Source organism: Pseudonocardia nigra, assembly GCF_019396355.1.
Lineage (GTDB): Bacteria > Actinomycetota > Actinomycetes > Mycobacteriales > Pseudonocardiaceae > Pseudonocardia > Pseudonocardia nigra.
The window spans coordinates 25002-48170 of the sequence record NZ_JAHKRK010000010.1 but is presented as its reverse complement, the minus strand read 5'-3'; the positions used below and the strand labels follow the sequence as shown (position 1 = coordinate 48170).

The 23169-nt window shown below is 72.4% G+C and carries 19 protein-coding genes and 1 pseudogene; 7 read left to right on the top strand and 13 right to left on the bottom strand.

The window, feature by feature from the left end; genetic code table 11:
* Positions 1 to 117 precede the first annotated feature (117 nt).
* Positions 118 to 300, top strand: a complete 183-nt coding sequence (locus KME75_RS04620) for a hypothetical protein (RefSeq protein ID WP_219413265.1) — start codon at positions 118 to 120, stop codon at positions 298 to 300.
* Between the two features lie 106 nt (positions 301 to 406).
* Here KME75_RS04620 and KME75_RS04615 read toward each other — a convergent pair whose 3' ends face one another.
* Positions 407 to 1228, bottom strand: coding sequence for an ABC transporter permease (locus tag KME75_RS04615; RefSeq protein ID WP_219413264.1), 822 nt, complete (start codon positions 1226 to 1228; stop codon positions 407 to 409).
* Positions 1225 to 2208 carry an ATP-binding cassette domain-containing protein gene (locus KME75_RS04610; protein WP_308282552.1) on the bottom strand — a complete coding sequence of 328 codons (984 nt, stop codon included), beginning with the start codon at positions 2206 to 2208 and terminating at the stop codon, positions 1225 to 1227. The genes KME75_RS04615 and KME75_RS04610 overlap by 4 nt, the downstream gene beginning before the upstream one ends.
* Before the next feature lie 69 nt (positions 2209 to 2277).
* Here KME75_RS04610 and KME75_RS04605 point away from each other — a divergent pair, with 69 nt between their 5' ends.
* A complete protein-coding gene (locus KME75_RS04605; RefSeq protein WP_219413262.1) occupies positions 2278 to 3051 on the top strand; it encodes a TetR/AcrR family transcriptional regulator in 774 nt (257 codons plus the stop codon).
* A gap of 64 nt (positions 3052 to 3115) precedes the next feature.
* On the opposite strand, the gene KME75_RS04600 is transcribed toward KME75_RS04605, so the two are convergent.
* From KME75_RS04600 to KME75_RS04590, 3 genes are all read right to left on the bottom strand, one after another.
* Complete coding sequence (locus KME75_RS04600; RefSeq protein WP_219413261.1) at positions 3116 to 4399, bottom strand: NAD(P)H-dependent oxidoreductase; 1284 nt, start codon at positions 4397 to 4399, stop codon at positions 3116 to 3118.
* A complete protein-coding gene (gene rfbC / locus KME75_RS04595) occupies positions 4396 to 4944 on the bottom strand; it encodes a dTDP-4-dehydrorhamnose 3,5-epimerase (RefSeq protein WP_219413260.1) in 549 nt (182 codons plus the stop codon). The genes KME75_RS04600 and rfbC overlap by 4 nt, the downstream gene beginning before the upstream one ends.
* An 85-nt stretch (positions 4945 to 5029) precedes the next feature.
* Positions 5030 to 6373: a neutral zinc metallopeptidase gene (locus KME75_RS04590; RefSeq protein WP_219413259.1), complete on the bottom strand. Its 1344-nt coding sequence runs from the start codon at positions 6371 to 6373 to the stop codon at positions 5030 to 5032.
* 87 nt (positions 6374 to 6460) lie between these two features.
* Here KME75_RS04590 and KME75_RS04585 point away from each other — a divergent pair, with 87 nt between their 5' ends.
* On the top strand, positions 6461 to 7660 hold the full coding sequence (locus tag KME75_RS04585) for a glycosyltransferase family 87 protein (protein WP_219413258.1): 1200 nt from the start codon (positions 6461 to 6463) through the stop codon (positions 7658 to 7660).
* A 365-nt stretch (positions 7661 to 8025) separates the two neighbouring features.
* Here KME75_RS04585 and glgB read toward each other — a convergent pair.
* Positions 8026 to 10218, bottom strand: a pseudogene (gene glgB / locus KME75_RS04580) (1,4-alpha-glucan branching protein GlgB); the annotation flags it as partial.
* Between the two features lie 150 nt (positions 10219 to 10368).
* Between glgB and KME75_RS04575 the strand changes: the two are divergent.
* Positions 10369 to 11076, top strand: a complete 708-nt coding sequence (locus KME75_RS04575) for a hypothetical protein (RefSeq protein ID WP_219413257.1) — start codon at positions 10369 to 10371, stop codon at positions 11074 to 11076.
* A gap of 13 nt (positions 11077 to 11089) precedes the next feature.
* Here the strand turns inward: KME75_RS04575 and KME75_RS04570 are convergent, their stop codons facing one another.
* Both KME75_RS04570 and treS read right to left on the bottom strand, forming a co-directional pair.
* The gene (locus KME75_RS04570; protein WP_219413256.1) at positions 11090 to 12502 is read right to left on the bottom strand and encodes a maltokinase N-terminal cap-like domain-containing protein; all 1413 of its coding nucleotides are present in this window, start codon (positions 12500 to 12502) and stop codon (positions 11090 to 11092) included.
* Positions 12499 to 14244, bottom strand: a complete 1746-nt coding sequence (gene treS / locus KME75_RS04565) for a maltose alpha-D-glucosyltransferase (RefSeq protein WP_219413255.1) — start codon at positions 14242 to 14244, stop codon at positions 12499 to 12501. The genes KME75_RS04570 and treS overlap by 4 nt, the downstream gene beginning before the upstream one ends.
* A 148-nt stretch (positions 14245 to 14392) precedes the next feature.
* On the opposite strand from treS, the gene KME75_RS04560 reads away from it, so the two are divergent.
* Positions 14393 to 14638, top strand: coding sequence for a YlcI/YnfO family protein (locus KME75_RS04560; RefSeq protein WP_219413254.1), 246 nt, complete (start codon positions 14393 to 14395; stop codon positions 14636 to 14638).
* A gap of 3 nt (positions 14639 to 14641) precedes the next feature.
* A complete protein-coding gene (locus tag KME75_RS04555) occupies positions 14642 to 15079 on the top strand; it encodes a type II toxin-antitoxin system VapC family toxin (protein ID WP_246631456.1) in 438 nt (145 codons plus the stop codon).
* Here the strand turns inward: KME75_RS04555 and hepT are convergent, their stop codons facing one another.
* Genes hepT through KME75_RS04540 form a run of 3 tightly spaced genes read right to left on the bottom strand, consistent with a single transcriptional unit; the run spans position 15080 to position 17869 of the window.
* Positions 15080 to 15508, bottom strand: a complete 429-nt coding sequence (hepT, locus tag KME75_RS04550; RefSeq protein ID WP_219413253.1) for a type VII toxin-antitoxin system HepT family RNase toxin — start codon at positions 15506 to 15508, stop codon at positions 15080 to 15082.
* Positions 15505 to 15894, bottom strand: a complete 390-nt coding sequence (gene mntA / locus KME75_RS04545; RefSeq protein WP_219413252.1) for a type VII toxin-antitoxin system MntA family adenylyltransferase antitoxin — start codon at positions 15892 to 15894, stop codon at positions 15505 to 15507. Before mntA ends, hepT begins: the two co-directional genes overlap by 4 nt.
* Positions 15895 to 15898: 4 nt before the next feature.
* On the bottom strand, positions 15899 to 17869 hold the full coding sequence (locus KME75_RS04540) for an alpha-1,4-glucan--maltose-1-phosphate maltosyltransferase (RefSeq protein ID WP_219413251.1): 1971 nt from the start codon (positions 17867 to 17869) through the stop codon (positions 15899 to 15901).
* A gap of 264 nt (positions 17870 to 18133) precedes the next feature.
* Here KME75_RS04540 and glgP point away from each other — a divergent pair, with 264 nt between their 5' ends.
* Positions 18134 to 20680 carry an alpha-glucan family phosphorylase gene (gene glgP, locus KME75_RS04535; RefSeq protein ID WP_219413250.1) on the top strand — a complete coding sequence of 849 codons (2547 nt, stop codon included), beginning with the start codon at positions 18134 to 18136 and terminating at the stop codon, positions 20678 to 20680.
* A 183-nt stretch (positions 20681 to 20863) separates the two neighbouring features.
* Here the strand turns inward: glgP and KME75_RS04530 are convergent, their stop codons facing one another.
* Both KME75_RS04530 and glgX read right to left on the bottom strand, forming a co-directional pair.
* A complete protein-coding gene (locus KME75_RS04530) occupies positions 20864 to 21085 on the bottom strand; it encodes an FmdB family zinc ribbon protein (protein ID WP_219413249.1) in 222 nt (73 codons plus the stop codon).
* 18 nt (positions 21086 to 21103) lie between these two features.
* Positions 21104 to 23110, bottom strand: a complete 2007-nt coding sequence (glgX, locus tag KME75_RS04525) for a glycogen debranching protein GlgX (protein ID WP_308282551.1) — start codon at positions 23108 to 23110, stop codon at positions 21104 to 21106.
* Positions 23111 to 23169: the final 59 nt, after the last annotated feature.

Sequence of the window (23169 nt, the reverse complement as noted above, 5' to 3'; positions counted from 1 at the left end):
ATATGTGGGTGCGCGAGCAGCCGGACCTGCCCTCGTGGCACTCCCCGGGCCCGGGGGCACGCGTGTGATCAAAGCGCTGACGTCGCTCTGGACCGATCCAGCAGCGACGTTTGCGCCTTGATCGTCGGCTGCCGAGGGCCCAGGAACGCCACCGCGGTCGTCGGGCTGCTGGTCGCGCTGAACATGCTCGGTGCGGCCCTGTTCGTGCACGTCGGCGCCGGGGTGTTCGTCGCCGACGGGGGCTGGGAACTGGTCGGCGTGATCGCGGTGACGGCCCGCCGCGCCCCGGCCGCCGTCTGACCCGTCCCGTCCGGCCGCCGGGTCCACGAGACGCCAGCAAGGTGGCAATACTGTCACTGGACGGCAGCATTGCCACCTTGCTGGCACGTCCCGCCGCCCCCTGGGCCTACCGCGAGATCGCCCGGTACCGCCGCACCGCCAGCGGCAGGAACACGGCGACGATCAGCACGGGCCACAGCACCGCGAGCAGCATCGCGTTCTCGGCCGGCCAGGACGTTGCAGCGAGCCCCGCGCCGGGGTTGCCGAACAGCTCGCGGGTGGCCGTCACCGTCGCCGAGATCGGGTTCCAGTCGGCGATCGTGCCCAGCCACCCCGGCATCTGGGACGGCGCGACGAACGTGTTGGCCACCATCGTCAGCGGGAACAGCGGCGCCCAGGCCAGCCCGGCGGCCTCCTGGCTCACGACCAGGCCGAGGAAGATCCCCACCCAGATCATCGCGAACCGCAGCAGGAGCAGCAGCCCGATCGCGGCCAGCGTGGGCAGCAGGCCGGTGCGCGTGGTCCAGCCGACCAGCAGCCCGCAGCCGACGAGGACGAGCAGGTCGACGACGGAACCGAACATGTCGGCGATGCTGCGCCCGATCACCGGCGCGCTGCGGGCCACCGGCATCGACCGGAACCGGTCGGTCACTCCCCGCGCCCGGTCCGCAGCGACCACGGCAACGGTGGCGGCGGCCCCGTTCACCATCGCCTGGGCGAACATGCCCGGCATGAGGAACTCGCGGTAGTCGCCCCCACCCGGCACGGCGATGGCGCTGCCGAACACGTAGCCGAACAGCAGCACGAACATCACGGGGAACGCGACGCTCGAGATGATCACGCTCGGGTTGCGCACCCAATGCAGCAGGTCACGGCGGGCGATCGTCCAGGAGTCGGACAGCACCCAGCGCAGCTGGTCCGCTCCCGGGGGGACGGTCATCGTGGTCATGTGGGCACCTCGATTCTCGGTCCGGCGGGGGTGGCGCTCTCGGCCGGGTGCCCGGTGAGGTGCAGGAACACCTCGTCGAGGGTCGGGCGGCGGACGCCGATGTCCTCGGCCGCGCGACCCGCGTCGTCGAGCGCCCGCACCACCTCGGTGAGCGCGGCGACCCGTTTCCGCGCCGGGGCGCTGATCCGGCGCAGCGGGGCATCGACCTCGGGGTCGGCGCCCGTGCTGCGGGCGAGCAGCGCCGCGGCGGCCGCGACGTCGCGCTCGTCCCGCATCGTCACGTCGATGCGGTCGCCCCCGATCCGGGACTTGAGCTGCGACGGCGTGCCTTCCGCGACCGTGCGGCCGCCGTCGATCACCACGATCCGGTCGGCGAGCTGGTCGGCCTCGTCGAGGTGCTGGGTGGTCATCAGGACGCTGGTGCCGCCCGCGACGAGCCCGCGCAGCGCGTGCCACACCTCACCGCGGTTGCGTGGGTCGAGACCCGTGGTGGGCTCGTCGAGGAAGAACACGCGCGGGGCGAGGACCAGGCTGCTCGCGATGTCCAGGCGCCGGCGCATCCCGCCCGAGTAGTGCTTCGCCCTGCGGTGCGCGGCGTCGGTCAGCGCGAACTGCTCGAGCAGCTCGTCAGCCCGGCGGGCCGCGGCCCGGGCCGAGAGGTGGAAGAGCCTGCCCCACATGATCAGGTTCTCGCGGCCGGTGAGGATGTCGTCGACGGTGGGCTGCTGCCCGGTCAGCCCGATGTGCCGGCGCACCTTCGCGGGCTCGCGGGCGACATCGAAGCCCGCTACCTCGGCGCGTCCGGCGTCGGCGCGCAGCAGCGTGGTGAGTACGCGCACGGCGGTGGTCTTGCCCGCCCCGTTCGGGCCGAGCAGCCCGAGGACCGTCCCTTTCGGTACCTCCAGATCGAACCCGTCCAGTGCCTGCTTGTCGCCGAAGCGCTTGCCGAGCGCCTCGGTGATGACGGCGTTGCGTCCCACGGATCCTCCCATAACTGGGTACGCTGTACGTCTAGCTTCACAGCGTACTCAGTTCTAGGATCGGCGGCAATGTCACGAGACGACAAGGCGGGCCGGCACGGCGGAGAAGGCGTCCGGCGCAGCCTCCAGCTGATGTGGGGCACGTCCGAGGAGCCCACCCGCGGACCGAAGCCGGGACTGTCCGTCGAACGGATCGTCCGCGCCGCCATCGAGGCGGCCGACGCCGAAGGGCTGGTGGCCCTGTCGATGCGGCGGATCGCGACGACGCTGGGCATGGGCGCGATGTCGCTGTACCGCTACGTGCCGAGCAAGGCGGTGCTGGTCGACCTCATGGTGGACGAGGTCTACCGCGAGGACCTCGATGCCGCCGCCGCCGTCGAGGGCGACTGGCGCACGCGGCTGGAGGCGTTCGGGCGCCAGGAATGGGCGCTGTACCTGCGGCACCCCTGGCTGCTGCAGGTCGCACAGGGCCGCCCCATGTTCGGCCCGAACTCGATGCGGTCCACCGACATCGTCCTGCATGCCGTGGACGGCCTCGGCCTCACCGAGGACGAGATGCTCGGGGCCGTGGTCATGGTCAGCTCGTTCGTCGCGGGGCTGGCGAAGACCACGATCGAGGCGACGCAGGCGACCGAGCGGACCGGGATCAGCGACGACGAGTGGTGGGAGATCCAGGGGGAGTACGTGGGGCCCGCCGTCGTCGCGGGGAAGCTGCCGATGCTCACGAAGGTCGGCGAGGCGGGCGCGTTCACCTCGATGTTCGACCACTTCGAGTTCGGGCTGCAGCGCGTGCTCGACGGGCTGGGACTGCTGATCCAGGCGCGCTATGGGAAGGGCCCGTAACGCGAACGGCACTTTCGCCCAACAGGTTTGAGCGAAAGTGCCGTTCGCGTGATCGTGGGAGCGCTCAGCCGAAGAGCTTCTCCTGCTCCTCGCGCAGCTGGTCCACCAGCCGCCCGGGCGGCAGGGTCACGTCGGCATAGGTCAGGACCTCGTCCTTCGCCACGTCCCGCTTGAGCACGCAGCCCTCGGCCACGCCCATCGGCAGCAGGTTCTCCGCGCGGGTCACCGCTCTGGACTCGGCCACGCCGTAGGTGTCGTAGCCGCCGAGGCCGTCGACGGTCTGGCCGACCTTGAGGTCCTGCTTGGCGGTGGCCACGACGTCCACGTGCGGGCCCGCGGGCGGGGTGAGGGCGGCGTCGGCGAAGTCGACGGCGCGCACCACGCTGTTGGGCACCTCGAAGTGGCACAGGTGGTAGGGCGTGTAGAAGCTGTACAGCGGGCCCTTGCCCAGCTTGTAGAGCTCCAGGTAGTGGCGCTGCTTCGGGTCGTCGTGCGTGCCGAGTACGTACACGCCGGGGCCCGGCTTGGCCTTGACCACGTAGTCGACGATTCCGCCGAGCTCGCGCAGCTGGTCGACGTCGAACTTGTCGGTGAGCTCGTCGACGTGGCCCTCGTGGTCCCAGCCGTTCATGCCGCGCTTGGGCACGGTGAGCCCGAACGCGTTGGCCACGATCGCCTGCTCGAAGGAGATCTTCGTGCCGTCGGCGAAGCTCGTGACCATGTACGGGTCTTGGCCCCAGCGCTCGGCGAACGCCTTCTGCGTGGTGGGCGTGCGGTACTCGTCCTGCAGGCCCTTGATGTTGCCCGCGACGAGCGGGGTGACGCCCAGGCCCTGCACGAAGCGGATGAGGTTGGCCTGCACGCCCGGCTGGTCGCCGTCGGCGCCGGTCAGCACCACGCCTGCCTCGCGGGCCCGGTGGGCGAGCAGGGGGCCGACGGTGCCGTCCAGCTCGGCGTTCATCGTGACGACCGGCAGGCCGCGCTCGATGGCCGCGACGGTGACCCGCGCGCCGAACTCCACGGCGCCGGTGACGTCGACGACGCAGTCCAGGTGCACGGCCTTGAGCAGCTCGAACGCGTCCTCGAGGACGGCAGGCGAGCCCTTCTCGATCGCGGCGTCGAGCTGGGAGGCGTTCTCCACCCGCACCGGCTCCACGCCGGCCTCGGCGTAGGCGCGCTCGGCGTTGGCGAGCGTGCGGTTGGCGACGGCGACCAGGCGCATGCCCGGCACCGAGTTGACGATCTGGTTGGCCAGGCCGCGGCCCATGAAGCCGGCGCCGATCATGCCGACGCGGATCGGGCGGCCCTCGGCCTCGCGCCTCTTCAGCGCGGTGTCCAGGATGATCATCGGGCCGTCACCGAGACCTCGGAGAGCAGCGGCCAGTTCGCGTCCTTCTCCGACACGATCACCGGCGGGATCGGCCAGTCGACGCCCAGCTCCGGGTCGTCCCAGCGCAGGCCGCGCTCGGCGCCCGGCGTGTAGGCCGTGCTGACCTGGTAGATCACCTCGGCCTTGTCGGTCAGCGTGAGGTAGGCGTGCGCGAAGTTGCGCGGCACGTACATGGCCGTGCGGTTGTCCTCGGTGAGCTCGGCACCGAACCACTTGAGGTAGGTGGGCGACTCCGGACGCAGGTCCACGATCACGTCGTAGATCGCGCCACGGTAGCAGCGGATCAGCTTCGTCTCCGCGTTCGGCTCCAGCTGGTAGTGGAAGCCGCGCAGCGTGCCAGCCTTGTGGTTGAACGAGATGTTGGCCTGCTCGACCAGCGGCTCGAGGCCCGCGTCGATGAACTCCTGATGGCAGAAGGCCCGGGCGAAGAAGCCGCGGTCGTCCTCCAGGAGCTTCAGGTCGACCAGTGCCGAGCCGGGGAGCGGGGTGGTGTGGATCTGCATGTGTGGAGGCTCGTCCTCTTCGCGTCGTCCGGATATACCGTCACGTTGTGTCGCCGCGGGCATCGTAGACGCGGCTGATGGCCGTTCATCCGTCACCGTCGGCATCGGCGTTACCGCCCCCGGGTGCGGCGTATCCGGATCCGGTCGGGTCGGTGTCACCGGCGGCGTCACGGGCTGCCCAGTCGCCCTCGAGCAGCACCTGGACGGCCTCGTCGAGGTCGCCCGGGGACAGCGAGAAGCCGGCATCGCGGTCGAGCAACCGGCCGGTGTAGGCCCCGGCGAGGCACACCGCCGCCGCGCCGGCGGCTGGCCCGGTGATCTCGGCGTCCACGGCGTGCAGGCCGGCGAGCGCGTACCGGCTCACCACGAGGGTGGCTCCCGCGTAGTCCCCGAACCGGCGGTGCACGGCGGCGAGCGGCTCCTCGTCGACGGACACCCGGCCGTCGGCGGCGCAGTACCGCGCCGGCCCCTGGGCGGCGAGGTCCTGGCTCCGGCAGCCGGGACCGGTGCCGAGCGGCGGCGGTCGCCAGCCGGGGACGACGGCGGCGAACCACGCGGTGGCGTCGGCCTCGACGGCGGCGAGCAGCTCGGTCAGCGGCAGGTTGCCGCCCCGGGCCCGGTCGGCCTCCGACCCGAAGTGGCGCTGCGTGAAGGTGCGGTTGTCCAGCGACATCCCGGCGCACTCCCGCGCGTCGCCGGCGTAGCCGTCCTGGAAAGCGGAGACCCGGTCGAACGCGTTGCCGTGCGCGCTCTCGTCGCCCGCCACGACGCCGAGCGGGTCGCGGAACCCGACGAGCGCCAGCAGCGCCGCGTCCCGCTCGGCGGGGCCCAGCGGCAGGCCCGGCACGGGCTGCGCGGCCAGGTGGGCGAGTGCCACGCCCGCGTAGCAGTCGGCCATCGCCTCGAGCAGGATCGTGGGGTACCGCGCCGGGTCGCGCCGCTGGGCCTCGTCGATCCCGAGGCGGGTCTGCACCGCGTGGCCCACCTCGTGGGCCAGCACGACGGCGACGCCCGCCGGGCCGAACCGGTCGTGCAGCGCCGGCAGCAGGCCGTGGGCGTCCCACACGACCGCGTCGGCGGCCGGGCAGTAGAACGCCTGATCCACCAGGTCGGCCGCCTGACGGACGCACGGCGGCGTGGGCTCGTCGGGGTCGGAGGTGTCGACCGGCGCGAACGTGTCGACGTCGGTCCACGGGCGGCCGAATGCGGCGGGGAAGTCCTCCCGCCAGACGTTCTGGAGCGCATCGGTGACGGTGTCGCCGAGGGCGTCCGTGCTCGCGTGGACCGCGTGGGGTGCGGCCACCGCGGCGGTGGACGCCCCGGCGGCCGCCCGCGCCCGGCCGGGGACGGCCTGCGTGCAGCTGCAGAGGACGACGAGCACGAGCACGAGCGCGGCTACGGCGGTGAGACGACGGTCACGGGCGCGCACCGGCACATCCTCCCAAGCGGACCCGCAGCGGGGGAGCGGTTCCGCCGGATCCGACCCGGCGGGCTACCGTCGAGCACCGTGTCTGCCTTGGGCGATGTCCGCGCCGTGAGATGGGGAGCGGCGCGCTGGGTTGTCGCCGCGCTCCTGGTGCTGGCGTCGCTCGGCGCCGCGGTCGTGCTGCACATTCGGCATCCCGACGCGCTCGTGACGCTGCTGCCGTCGGCGGACATGCGCGAGCTCCACGTCGACTTCGACACGTTCTGGCACTCGGCGGTGGCGCTCACCGCGGGGCAGGACATCTACGACACCCCGGCGAAGCTCACGAATCTCAACCCGCCGCTGCTCACGGTGCTGCTCACCCCGTTCGCCGCGCTCGACGCGCTCACCGCGTACCGGGTCTTCGCGGTGCTCACGCTGCTGATCGTGGTGGGCTCGGTGCTCGCCGTGTCGCGGGAGCTGCGACTGCACCCGGCCGTCACGGCGCTCGCGACGCTCGCGGTGCTCGCTTCGTCGCCGCTGCACGGCACGCTCGTGCTCGGCCAGATCTACCCGTTGCTGCTCGCCGGCCTCGTGGCCGGTTGGATCGCCGAGCGGCGCGGCCGGCCGGTGCTCGCGGCCGTCTGCTACGGCGTCACGGTGGCGCTCAAGCCGTCGCTGGCGCCGGTGCTGCTGCTTCCCGCCGTGCAGCGGCGGTGGGTGCCGCTGCGCGCGGGTATGGCGGCTGCGGCGGGGGCGAGCCTGCTCGGCGTGCTCGTCGCGGGCCCGTCGAGCGCGTTCGCGTGGCTGCGGATCGCGTTCACCGAGCCGGTGCCGGACACCGTCGACAACGCGTCGCTGCCCGGGCTCGCGGTCCGGATCGGGATCCCGTCGCTCGTCGGCACGCTGCTCGGTGCCGCGGTGCTCGTCGGAACGCTCGCCTGGTGCGCCCGGCACCGGGACCGGCTCGACCCCGCCGGCACGGCGCCGTGGGCGGTGCTCGCTGCCGGGCTGCTGTTCTCCCCGATCGCCTGGCACAACTACCTGATGCTGCTGTGGCCGGGCGTGCTCGCACTGATCCCGCTGGGGCGCGCCGCCGCGGCCACCGGAGCGCTCGCCGTGGCCGTCATCCCGGTGTCCTGGAACGCGGAGTGGCCGCCCGAGGGGCTCGGCGCCGATCTCGGGCGGTCGCTCTACTGCGCGATCCTGCTCGCCTACTGGGCGGTGTTGCTGTCGTCGGCCACTCGGCGGCCGGCGTCGTCGCCGGCCGGGGCGTCGGCGCCGGTGGAGGCCTCGGGTTCCCGCACCTGATCGGTCGCGTCGCCCAGCTCCGGCTCGGCCGCGGGGGTGACGACCGGCCCGCCCGCCACGTCGACGACGTCCGGCTCGGGCGGCGCCTCGATCGGGTCGCCGTCGGTCACCGGCGCGGCGGGCGCACTGTCGATGACGTCGTGGTCGGGGGCCGGCGCGGCGACGACGGCGTCGGTGTCGTCCGCGGGCGTCCCGGCCGAGGTGCTCGGTGCGGGCGGCTCGACCGGCTCGATCGGTGTGGCGGCCGGTACCTCGGCCGACACGTCGGCCGGGTCGGCCGTCTGCGCGGGGTGCGCGATCGCCGCGGCGTCCACGGTCGACGGCGCCGCCGCCCGCGCGGCTCCCCGCCGCACGGCGCCCGGGTAGGGCTCGGGCACCAGCCACAACACCCCCGACGGGGGCAGCTGCAGCACGGCCGAGGCGGGCCGCCCGTGCCACATCGTCCGCTCGGCCTCGACCGCGCCGAGGTTGCCCACACCCGACCCGCCGTAGATCTGTGCGTCGGTGTTGAGCACCTCCTTCCACCGGCCGGCGAACGGCAGGCCGACGCGGTAGTCCGGCTTGGGCGTGCCGGAGAAGTTCGCGATGCAGGCGAGCACCGTGGGCTTGCCGTCGGCGTCCACGCCGTGGCGCAGGAAGCTGAGGACGTTCCCGGATGCGTCGTTGGCGTCGATCCAGGAGAAGCCCTCGGGCGTGGTGTCCTTCGTCCACATCGCGGGGTTCGCCCGGTAGGTGCGGTTGAGGTCGCCCACCAGCGTGGTGATGCCGGCGTGCAGCGGGTCCTCCAGGAGGAACCAGTCCAGCGACCGCTGCTCGGACCACTCCCGTTCCTGGCCGAACTCGCTGCCCTGGAACAGCAGCTGCTTGCCCGGATGGGCCCACATGTACGCCAGCAGCGCGCGCACACCCGCCGCCTTGTTCCACGCGTCGCCGGGCATCCGCGTCCACAGCGAGCCCTTCCCGTGCACGACCTCGTCGTGGCTGATCGGGAGCACGAAGTTCTCGCTGAACGCGTACATCAGCGAGAACGTCATCTGGTTGTGGTGGTAGCCGCGGTAGATGGGGTCACGCCCGATGTAGTCGAGCGTGTCGTGCATCCAGCCCATGTTCCACTTGAAGCCGAACCCCAGCCCGCCCAGGTGGGTGGGCCGCGTGACGCCCGGCCAGGCCGTGGACTCCTCGGCGATCGTGACGACGCCGGGATGGTTGCGGTAGACGGTGGCGTTCATCTCCTGCAGGAACGTCACGGCGTCGAGGTTCTCCCGGCCGCCGTGGACGTTGGGCAGCCACTGGCCCTCAGGACGGGAGTAGTCGAGGTAGAGCATGCTCGCCACGGCGTCGACCCGCAGCCCGTCGATGTGGAACTCGTCGAGCCAGTACAGCGCGTTGGCGACGAGGAAGTTGCGCACCTCGCGGCGGCCGAAGTCGAACACGAGCGTGCCCCAGTCGGGCTGCTCGCCGCGGCGTGGGTCGGCGTGCTCGTAGAGCGGCGAGCCGTCGAACTTCGCGAGCGCCCACTCGTCGCGCGGGAAGTGCGCCGGCACCCAGTCGATGATCACGCCGTAGCCGTGCTGGTGCAGGTGGTCGATGAACCAGCGGAAGTCGTCGGGCGTGCCGAACCGTGCCGTCGGCGCGTAGTAGGAGGTGACCTGGTAGCCCCAGGACCCGCCGAACGGGTGCTCCGCCACCGGCAGCAGCTCGACGTGGGTGAAGCCGGTCTCGTCCAGGTACTCGACGAGCTCGTGGGCCAGCTCGCGGTAGCTCAGGCCCTGCCGCCACGAGCCGAGGTGCACCTCGTACACGCTCATCGGCTCGGCGTGCGCCTGCCGCTGTGCCCGCGCGGCCATCCACTCGGCGTCGGCCCATTCGTGGGTGGAGGCGTCGACCACCGATGCGGTGGCGGGCGGGATCTCGGTGCGGAAGGCCAGCGGGTCGGCCTTGTCCCGCCAGCGCCCGTCCTTGCCCAGGATGCGGAACTTGTAGCGGGTGCCCGGCTCGATGCCCGGGACGAACAGCTCCCACACGCCGGTGCTGCCGAGCACGCGCATCGGGTGCGCCCATCCGGACCAGCCGTCGAAGTCACCGGTGACACGGACGCCCTGGGCGGTGGGCGCCCACACGGCGAAGCTCGTGCCGGTGACGACGCCGGCCGGCGTGTCGTAGTGGCGGACGTGCGCGCCGAGCACGTCCCACAGGCGCTCGTGGCGGCCTTCGCCGATCAGGTGCAGGTCGATGTCGCCGAGCGTGGGCAGCCAGCGGTACGGGTCGTCGACGATGTCGACGCGCTCGCCGTAGCGGACGGCCAGGCGGTAGTCGGCGGGCGGACCGGGGATGAGGCCGGAGAACAGCCCCGAGTCGTGCACCTTCACGAGCGGGTGGCCCTCCCCGCCCTCACGGACGACGTGCACCTCGTCGGCGTGCGGGCGCAGCACGCGGACGACGGTGCCGTCGGCGTGCGGGTGGGCGCCGAGCACGGCGTGCGGGTCGTGGTGCGCGCCACCGAGCAGCCGGTCCACCGTGTGCGCGTCGGGCGGGCACGCGTCGGTGGCTTGATCGATCGTCTGGGTTCGGTTCTCCTCGCGATCCACCCGCGCACCTTATTGCGCCCGCGCCAAGGTCGCCGCCCCTGGGCGCAACGATCCGATTGCTGTCGGTGGTGGCCACCCGCTCGTGGCTCCGGAATGACCGATCCGCGGTGCGTGGGACAGGTGAGGGGGCCGAAGGTGCGACGGCGATGGCGATGGGTCGCCGCCGGGATCGCCGCGGTGCTCGCGGCCGCGGTGGCGACGGTCGTGACGGCATTTCCCGCGGTCGCCGCGACGACCTGCCCGGGCTGCTACGGCTTGCAACGGCTGGGGCCGGGCGTGTACGCCGAGCCGGGCCTGTCGCCGGAGCAGCAGCGGCACCTGCTCGACGTCGTCGCCGCGGCGGACCGGCGGGTGGCGCAGTTCTACGGCGGCCGGCAGAGTGCGCCCGCCGTGCTCGCCTGCCTGAGCGACGCCTGCTACGAACGGATCGGCGGCGGCGGGGAGCGTGGGATCGCCGTGCTGAACCGGGCCGTGATGCTCTCGCCGCGCGGCGTGGACCCGGTGATCGCCGCCCACGAGCTGTCGCACGTGGAACTGCACGCCCGGCTCGGCTCGGGCACCGTGCCGCAGTGGTTCGACGAAGGGCTCGCCGTCCTCGTCTCCGCCGATCCCCGCTACCTGCTCCCGGAGGGCGCGGGCGACCGCTGCCGGGTGGCGCCGACCGGGCCACTGCCCCGCACTCCCCAGGAGTGGCTGGCGGCGGCGGGTGCGGACCGGCAGGTCTACGCCATGGCGGCGTGCGCGGTCAGCCGGTGGGTCGCCACGCACGACGTGCTCACCCTGATCGACGACCTCGCGGCGGGCGGGGACCTTCCCCCGATCCCGTGAACCGCAGCGGCACTCAGCTCACCCCGGCGTCCGCCCCCGACGACGCCTCGGTGGTGATCCGGCGGATCGAGGCCAACGGGATCGGCGCCCAGGCCGGACGGCTGCGGGTCTCGTAGAGCACCTCGTAGACCGCCTTGTCCAGCTCGAACGCCCGCAGCAGCGCGACCTGCTCACGGGGGTCGGCGCCGGAGCGGATCGCGTAGCCGTCGCAGAAGGCGGAGCGGTTGCGCTCGGCCCACTCGTTCGCCCGCCACATCATCTGCGAGTCGTGGTGGGGGTCGGACCAGTCCACCCCCGGCTCCCACTGCGACAGCTGGTGGAACGCCGCGTAGTCGAACGAGCGGAGCATCCCCGCGACGTCCCGCAGCGCCGGGTCGGGGCGGACCCGCTGCTCGAGGGGCGCGGCCGGCTCACCCTCGAAATCGATCACCAGCCAGCCGTAGGGCGTGCGCAGCGTCTGGCCGAGGTGCAGGTCGCCGTGCACCCGCTGGGCCGGCACCGGATGGCCGATCGCGCCCACGGCGTCATAGACGGCGCGGATCGCGTCGAGGTGCTCGGCGAGCGCGGGCACCTCGCCGGCCACCGTGGCGAGCCGCTGGTGCCAGGTCGCGGCGAGCTCGCGGGGGTCGGTCTCGGCGCTCCCGAGCGCCTGCCGCAGCTCCGCGTGCACGACGGCGATCGTCTCGCCCAGCCGCGAGGCCTCCGCGGCGAAGTCGCCGCCCACCTCGTCGGCGCGCAGGTCGCCCTCGGCGAGCAGGTCACGGACGCTTGCCAGCGCCATCGACCAACCGTCGGCCGAGTTGGCCGCGAAGTCCTGCAGCATCCCGAGCGTCACCGGTTGCCCGTCGAGGACGCCCTCGATGGCGCCCTGCAGCGCCGCCACCTCGGTGCTGCCCACCGACCGCAGCGCGCGGTGCAGTTCGAGGTCGGGGTTCACGCCCGGCAGCACGCGGCGGAACAGCTTGAGGATCGACTGCTCGCCCCACGACACCGAGGTGTTGGACTGCTCCACCCCGAGCACGCGCCCCGGCACGCCCTCGGCGATCTCCGCGCCGGGCTCCGGGACGAACCGCACGTCGTCGACGGTGCGGCTCGCGCGGATGGCCTCCAGCAGCCACTCGGTGACGTCCGGGTCCCACAGCCCGTCGTAGGCGAGGTGGTGGTCGACCGCCCCGATGATCATGTGCTCCAGCTCGCCGCGCAGGTGCTCCCTGCGCGCCACGAGGAGCTGATAGTGCTGCACCGGCGAGTCGTCGTCGAATGCGACTGCGAGCAGCGCCAGGTCGAGGAGCAGCTCACCCTCGCTGATCAGCGGGGTCGAGGTGGCCACCGAGACCGAGCGGACGGGGCGGCCCTTCGCGGCGAACCAGCGCTGGTGGGGCAACCAGTCGGGCAGCAGGTGGGGGAGCTCCTCGCTGAGACTCACGCAGTTTCCTCCGGCGGGGTGATCGAGAACCAGTAGAAGCCGTGGCCGGGCAGGGTGAGCAGGTAGGGCAGCTCACCGATGCTCGGGAACGGCACGCCGCCGGTGAGCTCGTGTGGGGCGCAGCCCTGCCACGGGGACAGGTCCAGCTCCACGGGCTGGGGGAACCGGGACATGTTGTTGACGCACAGCACCACGTCGTCGCCGTGGGACCGGACGTAGGCCAGCACGGTCGGGTTCGAGCCACCGAGCTCGTGGTACTCGCCGAGCCCGAACGCGCCGTGGCGCTTGCGGACCTCGATCATGTGCCGCGTCCAGTGCAGCAGCGACGTGGACGAGTGCGACTGCGCCTCGACGTTCACGGCCTGGTAGCCGTAGACGGGGTCCATGATGATCGGCAGGTAGAGCCGGCCCGGGTCGCAGGTGGAGAACCCGGCATTGCGGTCCGGCGTCCACTGCATCGGGCTGCGCACCGCGTCGCGGTCGCCCTGCCAGATGTTGTCGCCCATCCCGATCTCGTCGCCGTAGTACAGCACGGGCGAGCCGGGCAGCGAGAGCAGCAGCGCGGTGAACAGCTCCAGCTGGTTGCGGTCGTTCTCCAGCAGCGGGGCCAGCCGGCGGCGGATGCCGATGTTGGCCTTCATCCGCGGGTCCTTGGCGTACTCCGCGTACATGTAGTCGCGCTCTTCGTCGGTGACCATCTCGAGCGTCAGCTCGTCGTGGTTGCGCAGGAAGATCCCCCACTGCGCGCCCGACGGGATCGCCGGTGTCTGCGCCAGGATCTCCGAGATCGGGAAGCGGTTCTCCCGCCGCACGGCCATGAAGATGCGCGGCATCAGCGGGAAGTGGAACGCCATGTGGCACTCGTCGCCGCCGACCTCGGCGTCACCGAAGTACTCCACCACGTCCGACGGCCACTGGTTGGCCTCGGCGAGCATGACCCGGCCCGGGTACTCGTCGTCCATCACCTTGCGGCAGCGCTTCAGGAACTGGTGGGACTCCGCGAGGTTCTCGCAGTTGGTGCCCTCGCGCTCGAACAGGTAGGGCACGGCGTCCAACCGGAAGCCGTCGATGCCGAGGTCCAGCCAGAACCGCAGCACCTCGATCATCGCGTCCTGCACGGCCGGGTTGTCGTAGTTGAGGTCGGGCTGGTGGGAGAAGAACCGGTGCCAGTAGAACTGCCCTCGCACCGGGTCGTAGGTCCAGTTCGAGGTCTCGGTGTCGACGAAGATGATGCGCGCGTCGGCGTAGCGGGAGTCGTCGTCGGACCAGACGTAGAAATCGCCGTACGGGCCGTCGGGGTTGCGGCGCGACTCCTCGAACCACGGGTGCGTGTCCGACGTGTGGTTCATGACCAGGTCGGTGATGACCCGGACCCCGCGCTTGTGCGCCTCGTCGAGCAGTACGACGAAGTCCTCGACCGTGCCGAACTCCGGCAGCACGGCGCGGAAGTCGCGGATGTCGTAGCCGCCGTCGCGCAGCGGGGAGTCGTAGAACGGCGGGAGCCAGAGGCAGTCCACGCCGAGCCACTTGATGTAGTCGAGTTTCTCGGTGAGCCCGCGCAGATCGCCGGTGCCATCGCGATTGGAGTCGTTGAAGGCGCGGACCAGTACTTCGTAGAACACCGCCCTCTTGAACCAGTCCTGGTCCACGTCGAGGGTGCGTGCGTGCCCGTAGTCCTCGGCCGGGTGTTCGACGACGACGCCATCGGCGTCGACGGTGCCGGGCTCGACCTTCTCGCTCATCAGACGCGAGGTTAACCGGGTGACGCGGAGATCACCGAACGTGGGAGGCCCCCCGATCGGGAATGATGATCATTTGGGCGAGTGGCCGGCGGATACGCTGGGCGTTTGCTCACGCCTGCCGCGGGGGACGCTGGGTATGCTGGCATACATGAAGCGGACGACGGTCAAGTTGCCGGAGGACCTCGACCGGGAGATGCGCGACGAGGCCGTTCGCCGAGGCCTGACTCTCTCCGAGTGGACGCGAGAGGCCATCGAGGCCCACCTGCCCCGGCAGCGCGGACGGCGCCGTCTCCGCGCCACCGGAGCGGGGAACAGCGGTCAGGCCGACACTTCCGAGCGCATCGAGGAGATCCTCGCGGCCGAGTGGCCGGAGATCATCAACGGTCGCGATTGACACATGTCCGACGAGCGCGGGCGCCGCGACATGGTCGTCGTCGACGCCGGGCCGCTTTACGCGTACGTCGACGCGGCCGACGCGCACCATGTCCGCTGCGCCACCTTTCTCGCTGACCACCCGGGTACCCTCGTCGTTCCACAACTCGTGATCGCCGAGGTCGCCCACCTGGTCGGACGCAGGCTCGGGACCCGCGCCGAGCTGCTGTTTCTCGCCGATCTGGCGTCCGGAGCGTTCTCCACCGAACCCGTGCACGCCGCGGATTGGCCACGGATCACGCAGCTGGTGGCCCGGTACCGTGACTTTCCGCTCGGCACCGTGGACGCGTCCGTGGTCGCCTGCGCGGAGCGGCTCGGCGTCACAGCGGTCGCCACGCTGGATCACCGGCACTTCGGCGCTGTCCGGCCGGCCCACGCGGGGGCGTTCGTGCTCCTGCCGTGATCACCGATCCCGCAGGGCGACGAGGAACGCGCGGAGATCGGCCGGCCCGGACGACGCGATCGCGTGCAGTCGCCGGAGGTCCAACCGGGCGTAGGCGTGGACGATCAGGTTGCGGAACCCGGCAGCGCGGGCCAGCCGCTCGGCGAGCGATCCGGGGATCACGCCTCCGTCGGCGAGCCGACGGAATGCATCGCCGTACGTGGGTGGGCTGCCGAGCCCGAGGCGGACGCAGCTGGACACCGCCAGGTCGATCACCACCTGCACGGCCTGCCACAGGTGCAGGACGACCGTGTCGGTGGCGGAGCTGAGCGGCTCCAGACCGGCGGGGTCGGGAGGGAGATGCTCGGCCACCCGGCGGAGGTGGCGCTCCACCGCTGCCGCACGTTCGGCCAGGAGTTCCCGATCGATCGAGCCGGGCGCCCCGGTCATCCCAGTCCGGCCAGCACGTCGTCCTGGGCCGCGCGGATCACCGGGCCTGCGTCACACCAGAACTGTGCCGCCGCGATCTGGAACTCCTGGAACTCACCTGCCCGCCCTTCGAGCAGCGGGACGCCGTCCCGGGCCGCGCGGTAGCGCAACAGGGCGCTCGCCGTGGCGAGATCGACCACGTCGACGGCATCGGTGCCGAGGAGCCGGGTGATCGCGACGGTGAGGGCGGCGAGGTCGGGATCGCCGTCGGGGGCCAGCACCCCGATGTCCCAGTCCGAGTGGGCGCCTGCCGTGCCTCGGGCGCGTGACCCGTGCAGGACGGCCAGCCGGAGGCCGGCCGTCGCCGGGTCCTCCCGCAGGCGCTCTCCGATCTGCTCGGGCGTCACCGGCCTACCGCTGCACCCGGAAGATGTGCGCCACCTGGTTCACCGGGTCCAGCCGGACGTAGTTGAACTGCCCCCACTGGTAGGTCTCGCCGCTCACCTCGTCGTGCACGGTGATCGTGTCGTTCCAGTCGGCGCCGAGCGCCGGCATGTCCAGCGACGTGGTGCCCTGCTGGGTGACGTGCGAGTCGAGCGTGCACACGACGAGCACCGTGTCGCCGGTGAGCGGGTCGGTCTTCGAGTAGGCGATGAGCGCGTCGTTGTCGACGTGGTGGAAGTGGATGTCGCGCAGCTGCTGGAGCGACGGGTGCGCCCGGCGGATCTCGTTGAGCCGGGCGAGGTAGGGCTCCAGCGAGTTGCCGGCGGCGGCCGCCGCGGAGAAGTCGCGCGGGCGCAGCTCGTACTTCTCGGAGTTGAGGTACTCCTCGCTTCCCGGGCGCACCGGCTCCGACTCGAACAGCTCGAAGCCGGAGTACACCCCCCACGTGGGCGCCATCGTGGAGGCCAGCGTGGCCCGGATCGCGAACATCGCGGGGCCGCCGGTCTGCAGCGACTCGTGGAGGATGTCCGGGGTGTTGACGAAGTAGTTCGGCCGGCACTCGTCGGCGTGCTCGGCGTGCATCAGCGCGAACTCGGTGAGCTCGGCCTTCGTGGTGCGCCAGGTGAAGTACGTGTACGACTGCGTGAAGCCGAGCTTCGCCAGCCCGAACAGGCGCGCGGGCCGGGTGAACGCCTCGGCGAGGAACAGCACGTCCGGGTAGCGCGCCTTCACCTGCCAGATGAGCCAGTGCCAGAAGTTCGGCGGCTTCGTGTGCGGGTTGTCCACGCGGAAGATCCGCACCCCGTGCTCGACCCAGTGCAGCACCACCCGCAGCGACTCGGCGTAGATCCCCGCCGGGTCGTTGTCGAAGTTGACCGGGTAGATGTCCTGGTACTTCTTCGGCGGGTTCTCCGCGTAGGCGATCGTGCCGTCGGGTCGCACGGTGAACCACTCCGGATGTGCGTCCACCCACGGGTGGTCGGGGGCGCACTGCAGCGCGAAGTCGAGCGCCACCTCCATGCCGAGGTCGTGCGTGAGCTGCACGAACGCGTCGAAGTCCTCGAGCGTGCCCAGCTCGGGCTCGATCGCGTCGTGCCCGCCGTCGGCGGAGCCGATCGCCCAGGGCGAGCCGACGTCACCCGGGCCGGCGTTGACGGAGTTGTTGCGGCCCTTGCGGTGCATGGTGCCGATCGGGTGGATCGGCGGCAGGTAGACCACGTCGAAGCCCATCGCCGCGACGCGGTCCAGCTCCTTGGCCGCCGTGACGAACGTGCCGTGGACCGGGCGGCCGGTCTCGTCGTGGCCGCCGGTGGAGCGGGGGAAGAACTCGTACCAGGAGCCGAACAGGGCCCGCGTCCGGTCCACGTAGACCTGCTGCGGCCTGCCGCGCGTGATGAGCTCGCGCACCGGGCGCTCGGCCATGATCTTCTCGACGGCCGGGAACAGCGCCGGCGCGACGCGGGCGTGCAGCGGCATCGCCGTGTCGCGCAGGGCGTTGGCCGCACCGAACAGCAGGTCGCGGTGCGGGCGCTCGGACGGCCTGCGGCCCACCCGCTGCAGCAGCCGGGCCCCGACCTCGAGGTCGTTGGCGAGGTCGCCCGCGCTCTGCCCGGCGTCCAGCTTGACGGTGACGGCGTGGCGCCAGGTCGCCCAGGGGTCGCTCCAGGCGTCCACGCGGAAGGTCCACAGCCCGGGCTCGTCCGGGACCACGACCGCCTCGAACCGGTCGGGGCCGCTCTCGCTCGGGGTCATGCGGACGTGCTGTGCCGCCCCGCGGCTGCCGACCTGCTTCCACACCACGTTGGCGGCGACGGCGTCGTGGCCTTCGCGCCAGACGTTGGCGGAGATCGGGATCACCTCGCCGACGACGGCCTTGCTGGGATGGCGGCCGCCACTCACCGAGGGGCTGACGTCGTCGATTCCCAGCCGACCGGTCATCGGCCCACCCCCCGTTGCACACGTGTTCCGGAAGTCACAAACCTACCTACCCACTACGGCCCCGATCGGAACGGGGCGCGCGCGTTCACGCGATAGTCACCCGGATGACCGCAACGTGGCGGGGCGCGGCGGGCAGCGGCACCCGATCGGGTCGCGGCGAGGTGGCGGCACGGCGGTCCCACGGGAGGACGACGGCTGCTGCGACCGGCGGAAGGCGCCGTGCGCTGGAACGATCCCGCGACCGATTCACGTACCCTCCGGCCCGTGAGAGCTCTCCGTCGGTTCACCGTGCGGGCCCAGCTGCCTGCCCCGCTGGCGCCGTTGCAGACCCTGGCCACCAACCTGCGGTGGAGCTGGCACCCGCCGACCCAGGACCTGTTCGCCGCCCTCGACGGCGACGCGTGGGAGCGGGCGGGCCACGACCCGGTGCGGCTGCTGGGGGAGATCTCGTCGACGCGCTTCGCGGAGCTCGCCAGGGACGCCGACACCGTCGTCACCGTGCGCGAGCTCGCCGACGACCTGGCGAGCTACCTCGAGGAGCCGCGCTGGTACCAGGTCGAGCGCGAGGACGACCCCACGCTGCCCGCGGCCGTGGGCTACTTCTCGATGGAGTTCGGCGTCAGCGAGGTGCTGCCCAACTACTCCGGCGGCCTCGGCGTGCTCGCGGGTGACCACCTCAAGGCGGCCTCCGACCTCGGCGTCCCGCTGATCGGTGTGGGGCTGCTCTACCGCTCGGGCTACTTCCGGCAGTCGCTGTCGCTGGACGGCTGGCAGCTCGAGCACTACCCGGTGCTCGACCCGCAGGGCCTCCCGCTGCAGCTGCTCACGGACACCGACGGCCGGCCGGTGCTCGTCGAGGTGGCGATGCCCGCGCGGCGCGTGCTCCGGGCCCGGGTGTGGCAGGCGAGCGTCGGGCGCGTCCCGCTCCTGCTGCTCGACTCCGACATCGAGGAGAACGAGCCCGACCTGCGTGGCGTCACCGACCGGCTCTACGGCGGCGACCAGGACCACCGCATCCGGCAGGAGATCCTCGTCGGGATCGGCGGCGTCCGAGCGGTGCGCGCGTTCTGCGCCGCCACGGGGCACCCGGAGCCGGAGGTGTTCCACACCAACGAGGGCCACGCCGGCTACCTCGGCCTGGAGCGGATCCGCGAGCTGCAGGCCCGCGACGGGCTGAGCTTCGACGAGGCGGTGGGCGCCGTCCGGGCGGGCACGGTGTTCACCACGCACACGCCGGTGCCGGCGGGCATCGACCGGTTCCCCGTCGACATGGTGCGCCACTACTTCTCCGAGAACCTGCTGCCCGGCCTGCCGATGGACCGGGTGCTGGCGCTGGGTGCCGAGGAGAACCCGAACATGTTCAACATGGCGCACATGGGGCTGCGCCTGGCCCAGCGCGCCAACGGGGTGTCCCGGCTGCACGGCGCCGTCTCGCGGGGCATGTTCGGCCCACTGTGGCAGGGCTTCGACGCCGACGAGGTGCCGATCGGCTCGGTCACCAACGGCGTCCACGGGGCCACGTGGGAGGCGCGCGAGGTCACCGCGCTGCTCGGCGACTCCGGCCCCGTCGCCACCCAGACCCCGCGCGAGCCGGTCTCCGACGAGATGCTGTGGGACCTGCGCGGCGCGCTGCGCGCCAGGCTCGTCGCCGAGGTCCGCAGGCGCGTCCGCGAGGCGTGGCTGCAGCGCGGCGCGTCGACGCCCGAGCTGGGGTGGACCGACCACGTCTTCGATCCCGACGTGCTGACCGTCGGCTTCGCCCGGCGCGTCCCCACCTACAAGCGACTCACGCTGATGCTGCGCGACAAGGACCGGCTGCGCGACCTGCTGCTCGACCCGCACCGCCCGGTGCAGCTCGTCGTCGCGGGCAAGTCGCACCCGGCCGACGACGGCGGCAAGGCGCTCATCCAGGAGATCGTGCGGTTCGCCGACGATCCCGCGGTGCGGCACCGGATCGTGTTCCTGCCCGACTACGACATGTCGATGGCCCGGTACCTGTACTGGGGCTGCGACGTGTGGCTCAACAACCCGCTGCGCCCGCTCGAGGCCTGCGGCACGTCCGGCATGAAGTCGGCGCTGAACGGCGGGCTCAACCTGTCCATCCGCGACGGTTGGTGGGACGAGTTCTACGACGGCGCGAACGGCTGGGCGATCCCCACCGCCGACGGCATCGCCGACCCGACCAAGCGCGACGACCTCGAGGCCAACGCCCTCTACGAGCTGCTGGCCACCCAGGTGGCGCCGGCGTTCTACGAGCGCACCGACGGCGTGCCGACCCGCTGGACCGAGCTCGTGCGCCACACCTTGATGACGCTGCGCCCGCAGGTGCAGGCCACGCGGATGGTGCGGGAGTACGTCGAGGACTGGTACGCGCCCGCGGCGCGCGCCGCCGTGCGGATCGCGGCCGACGACTTCGCCCCGGCCCGCGACCTCGCCGCCTACCGCTCCCGGTTGAACGCGGCGTGGTCACGCGTGCAGATCGCCGGCGTCGACGCCACCGGGCTGCCCGACACGCCGGAGGTGGGTGCACCCATGACGGTGCGGGCCGCGGTGCAGCTGGCCGGGCTCGCCCCGTCGGACGTCGCGGTGCAGGCCGTGGTCGGGCGCGTCGGCGAGTCCGACGACCTCGCCGACGCGGTGACCGTCGAGATGGAGCACGTCGGGGAGGCCGACGGCCGCGGCGACCGCTTCGAGTGCGTCGTGAAGCTCCCGCACGCCGGGCTCACCGGGTACACGGTGCGGGTGCTGCCCGCGCACCCGCTGCTCGCCTCGTCGGCCGAGCTCGCGCGGATCGTGCTGCCGCTGCAGTGACCGGACCGGCGACCCGGTCACGCGCTGTGTCCCCCGGCCGTCGTGCCCTGTCGCAGCAAGGTGGCTTTGCTGCCATGAGACCGCAGTAAAGCCACCTTGCTGCAACTCGGGGGCGGGGTGGGCGCGGGGAGGCGGTAGCGGTGAGTGACGGACGCTGGCCGTGGGGGTGTGGCTCTTGCGCGGTCAGCCGCCGCAGCAGCCGCCCCCGCAGCAGCCGCCGCCACCCGCTGCGGGGACGGCTGCGGGGCCGCCCGTGCTCCGTCCGCCGACCGCCACCGTGCTGAGCAGCTTGACGGTGTCGGCGTGGCCCGCCGGGCAGGGCGCCGGATCCCCGGCAGCACTCATGGGGCGGCTGACCTCGAAGGTCTGCGAGCACTCACGGCAGCGGAAGTCGTAGCGCGGCACGGTGCGACGGTACCTCCCTCAGGCGCCGCACAGCAGCAGCAGCGAGCGCGGGGGCAGCGTGATGGTGGTCCCGGCGGGCAGTGAGCGGCAGCTGACCGGCACGCCGTCGGCCCTGGTGCTGTCCAGCACCGGTGTGAAGGGTCCGCCGGGCGGCAGCGTCGCGGGCACGGCGTCGGGACCGGCGTGCAGGAGCAGCAGCCACTTCGCGCGCAGCAGCCCGAGGCTGCGCAGGCCGGCGTCGTGCCAGTCGTGCCCGCCCATCCGACGGCCCGCGGGGTGCCACCAGAGCACCTCGCCGTCGCGGTAGAACCGGTCCCGGTGCAGGGCGGGGGAGCTGCGGCGGATCTCCGCTACGCGCGCGGTGAACGCCGTCAGCGACGCCGCGGGCCCGTCGGCGGGCCACTCGACCCACGAGGTGGGGTCGTCGAGGCAGTAGGCGTTGTTGTTGCCGCCCTGGGTGCGCCACAGCTCGTCGCCGCCGAGCAGCATCGGTGTGCCGGTCGACAGCAGCAGGGTGCCGAGCATGGCCCGCGCCGCCGCCAGCCGCCGCGAGACGATCACCGGTGAGGACGTCTCGCCCTCCACGCCGAAGTTCTGCGAGCGGTTGTCGTCGGTGCCGTCGCGGTTGCCCTCCCCGTTGGCCTCGTTGTGCTTGCGCTCATAGGAGACGAGGTCGCGCAGCGTGAAGCCGTCGTGGGCGGTGACGAAGTTGATCGACGCCCACGGCCGCCGTCCGGACATCTTGTAGACGTCGGAGCTGCCGGTGAGCCGGGAGGCGACCTCGCCGATGCCGCCGTGGCCACGCCAGAAGTCGCGCACCGCGTCGCGGTAACGGCCGTTCCACTCCGACCACGCCACCCCGAAGCCGCCGACGCGGTAGCCCTCGCCCGTGGCGTCCCAGGGCTCGGCGATGAGCTTGGCCTGGGACAGCACCGGGTCGACCGCGATGGCCGTCAGCAGCGGCGCGTTCGGGTCGAAGCCGCCGGAGCGGGGCCTGCCGAGCACGCTGGCGAGGTCGATGCGGAACCCGTCGACGCCGAAGGCCGTGACCCAGTGCCGCAGCGCGTCGCACACCAGCCGGACGACCGTCGGGGAGCCGGAGTCGAGGGTGTTGCCGGTGCCGGTGATGTCGGCGTCGTAGCCGTTGCCGCCGATGCAGTAGTAGGCCCGGGCGTCGAGGCCGCGGTAGGACAGCGTGGTGCCGCCGACCCCACCCTCCGCGGTGTGGTTGGGGACCATGTCGAGGATGACCTCGATCCCCGCGGCGTGCAGCGCGGCGACCATGGTGCGGAACTCCTCGATCTCCGCGCCCGGCACGCTCGCGTAGCCCGCGTGGGGGGCGAGGAAGCCGAGCGTGGCGTAGCCCCAGTAGTTCGAGCGGCCGCGGTCCAGCAGCGGCGGCTCGTCGGCGATGGCGGCCACGGGCAGCAGTTCGACCGCGGTGACGCCGAGCCGGGTCAGGTGCTCGATGACGGCCGGGTGCGCGAGCCCGAGGTAGGTGCCGCGCTGTTCCGGCGGGACCTCCGGGTGCTGCCGGGTGTAGCCGCGCACGTGCAGCTCGGCGATCACCGTATCCGACCACGGGACGTCCGGGCGCGGGCCCGGGGCCGGCACGTCGGGGCCGGTGACGACCGACAGGGGCACGTGCCCGAGCGAGTCGACCGGGCTAGGGGGCCCCGTCATCGGGTCGGCGGCCCATCCCCTCGCCGCGCGCAGGTCGGTGACGCGGCCGGTGATCCGGCGGGCATAGGGGTCGACGAGGATCTTGGCCGGGTTGGCCCGGACGCCGTCCCACGGCCGGTACGGGCCGTGCACCCGGTAGCCGTACCGCTGCCCCGGGGCGACGCCGGGCAGGTACCCGTGCCAGACACCGAAGGTCCGTTCCGTGAGGGCGACCCGGCGCTCCGTCAGCTCCCCGTCCGGGCCGTCCACGAGGCACACCTCGACGGCATCTGCACTGGTGGAGGCCACGGCGAAGCGCACGCCGCCCGCATCGGCGTGGGCACCCAGGGGGAAGACCGGCACGATCCGCGAGGATAGGGGGGTGGCTGCGCCTGGACCCTCCCGTGAGTCGTTGATCACCG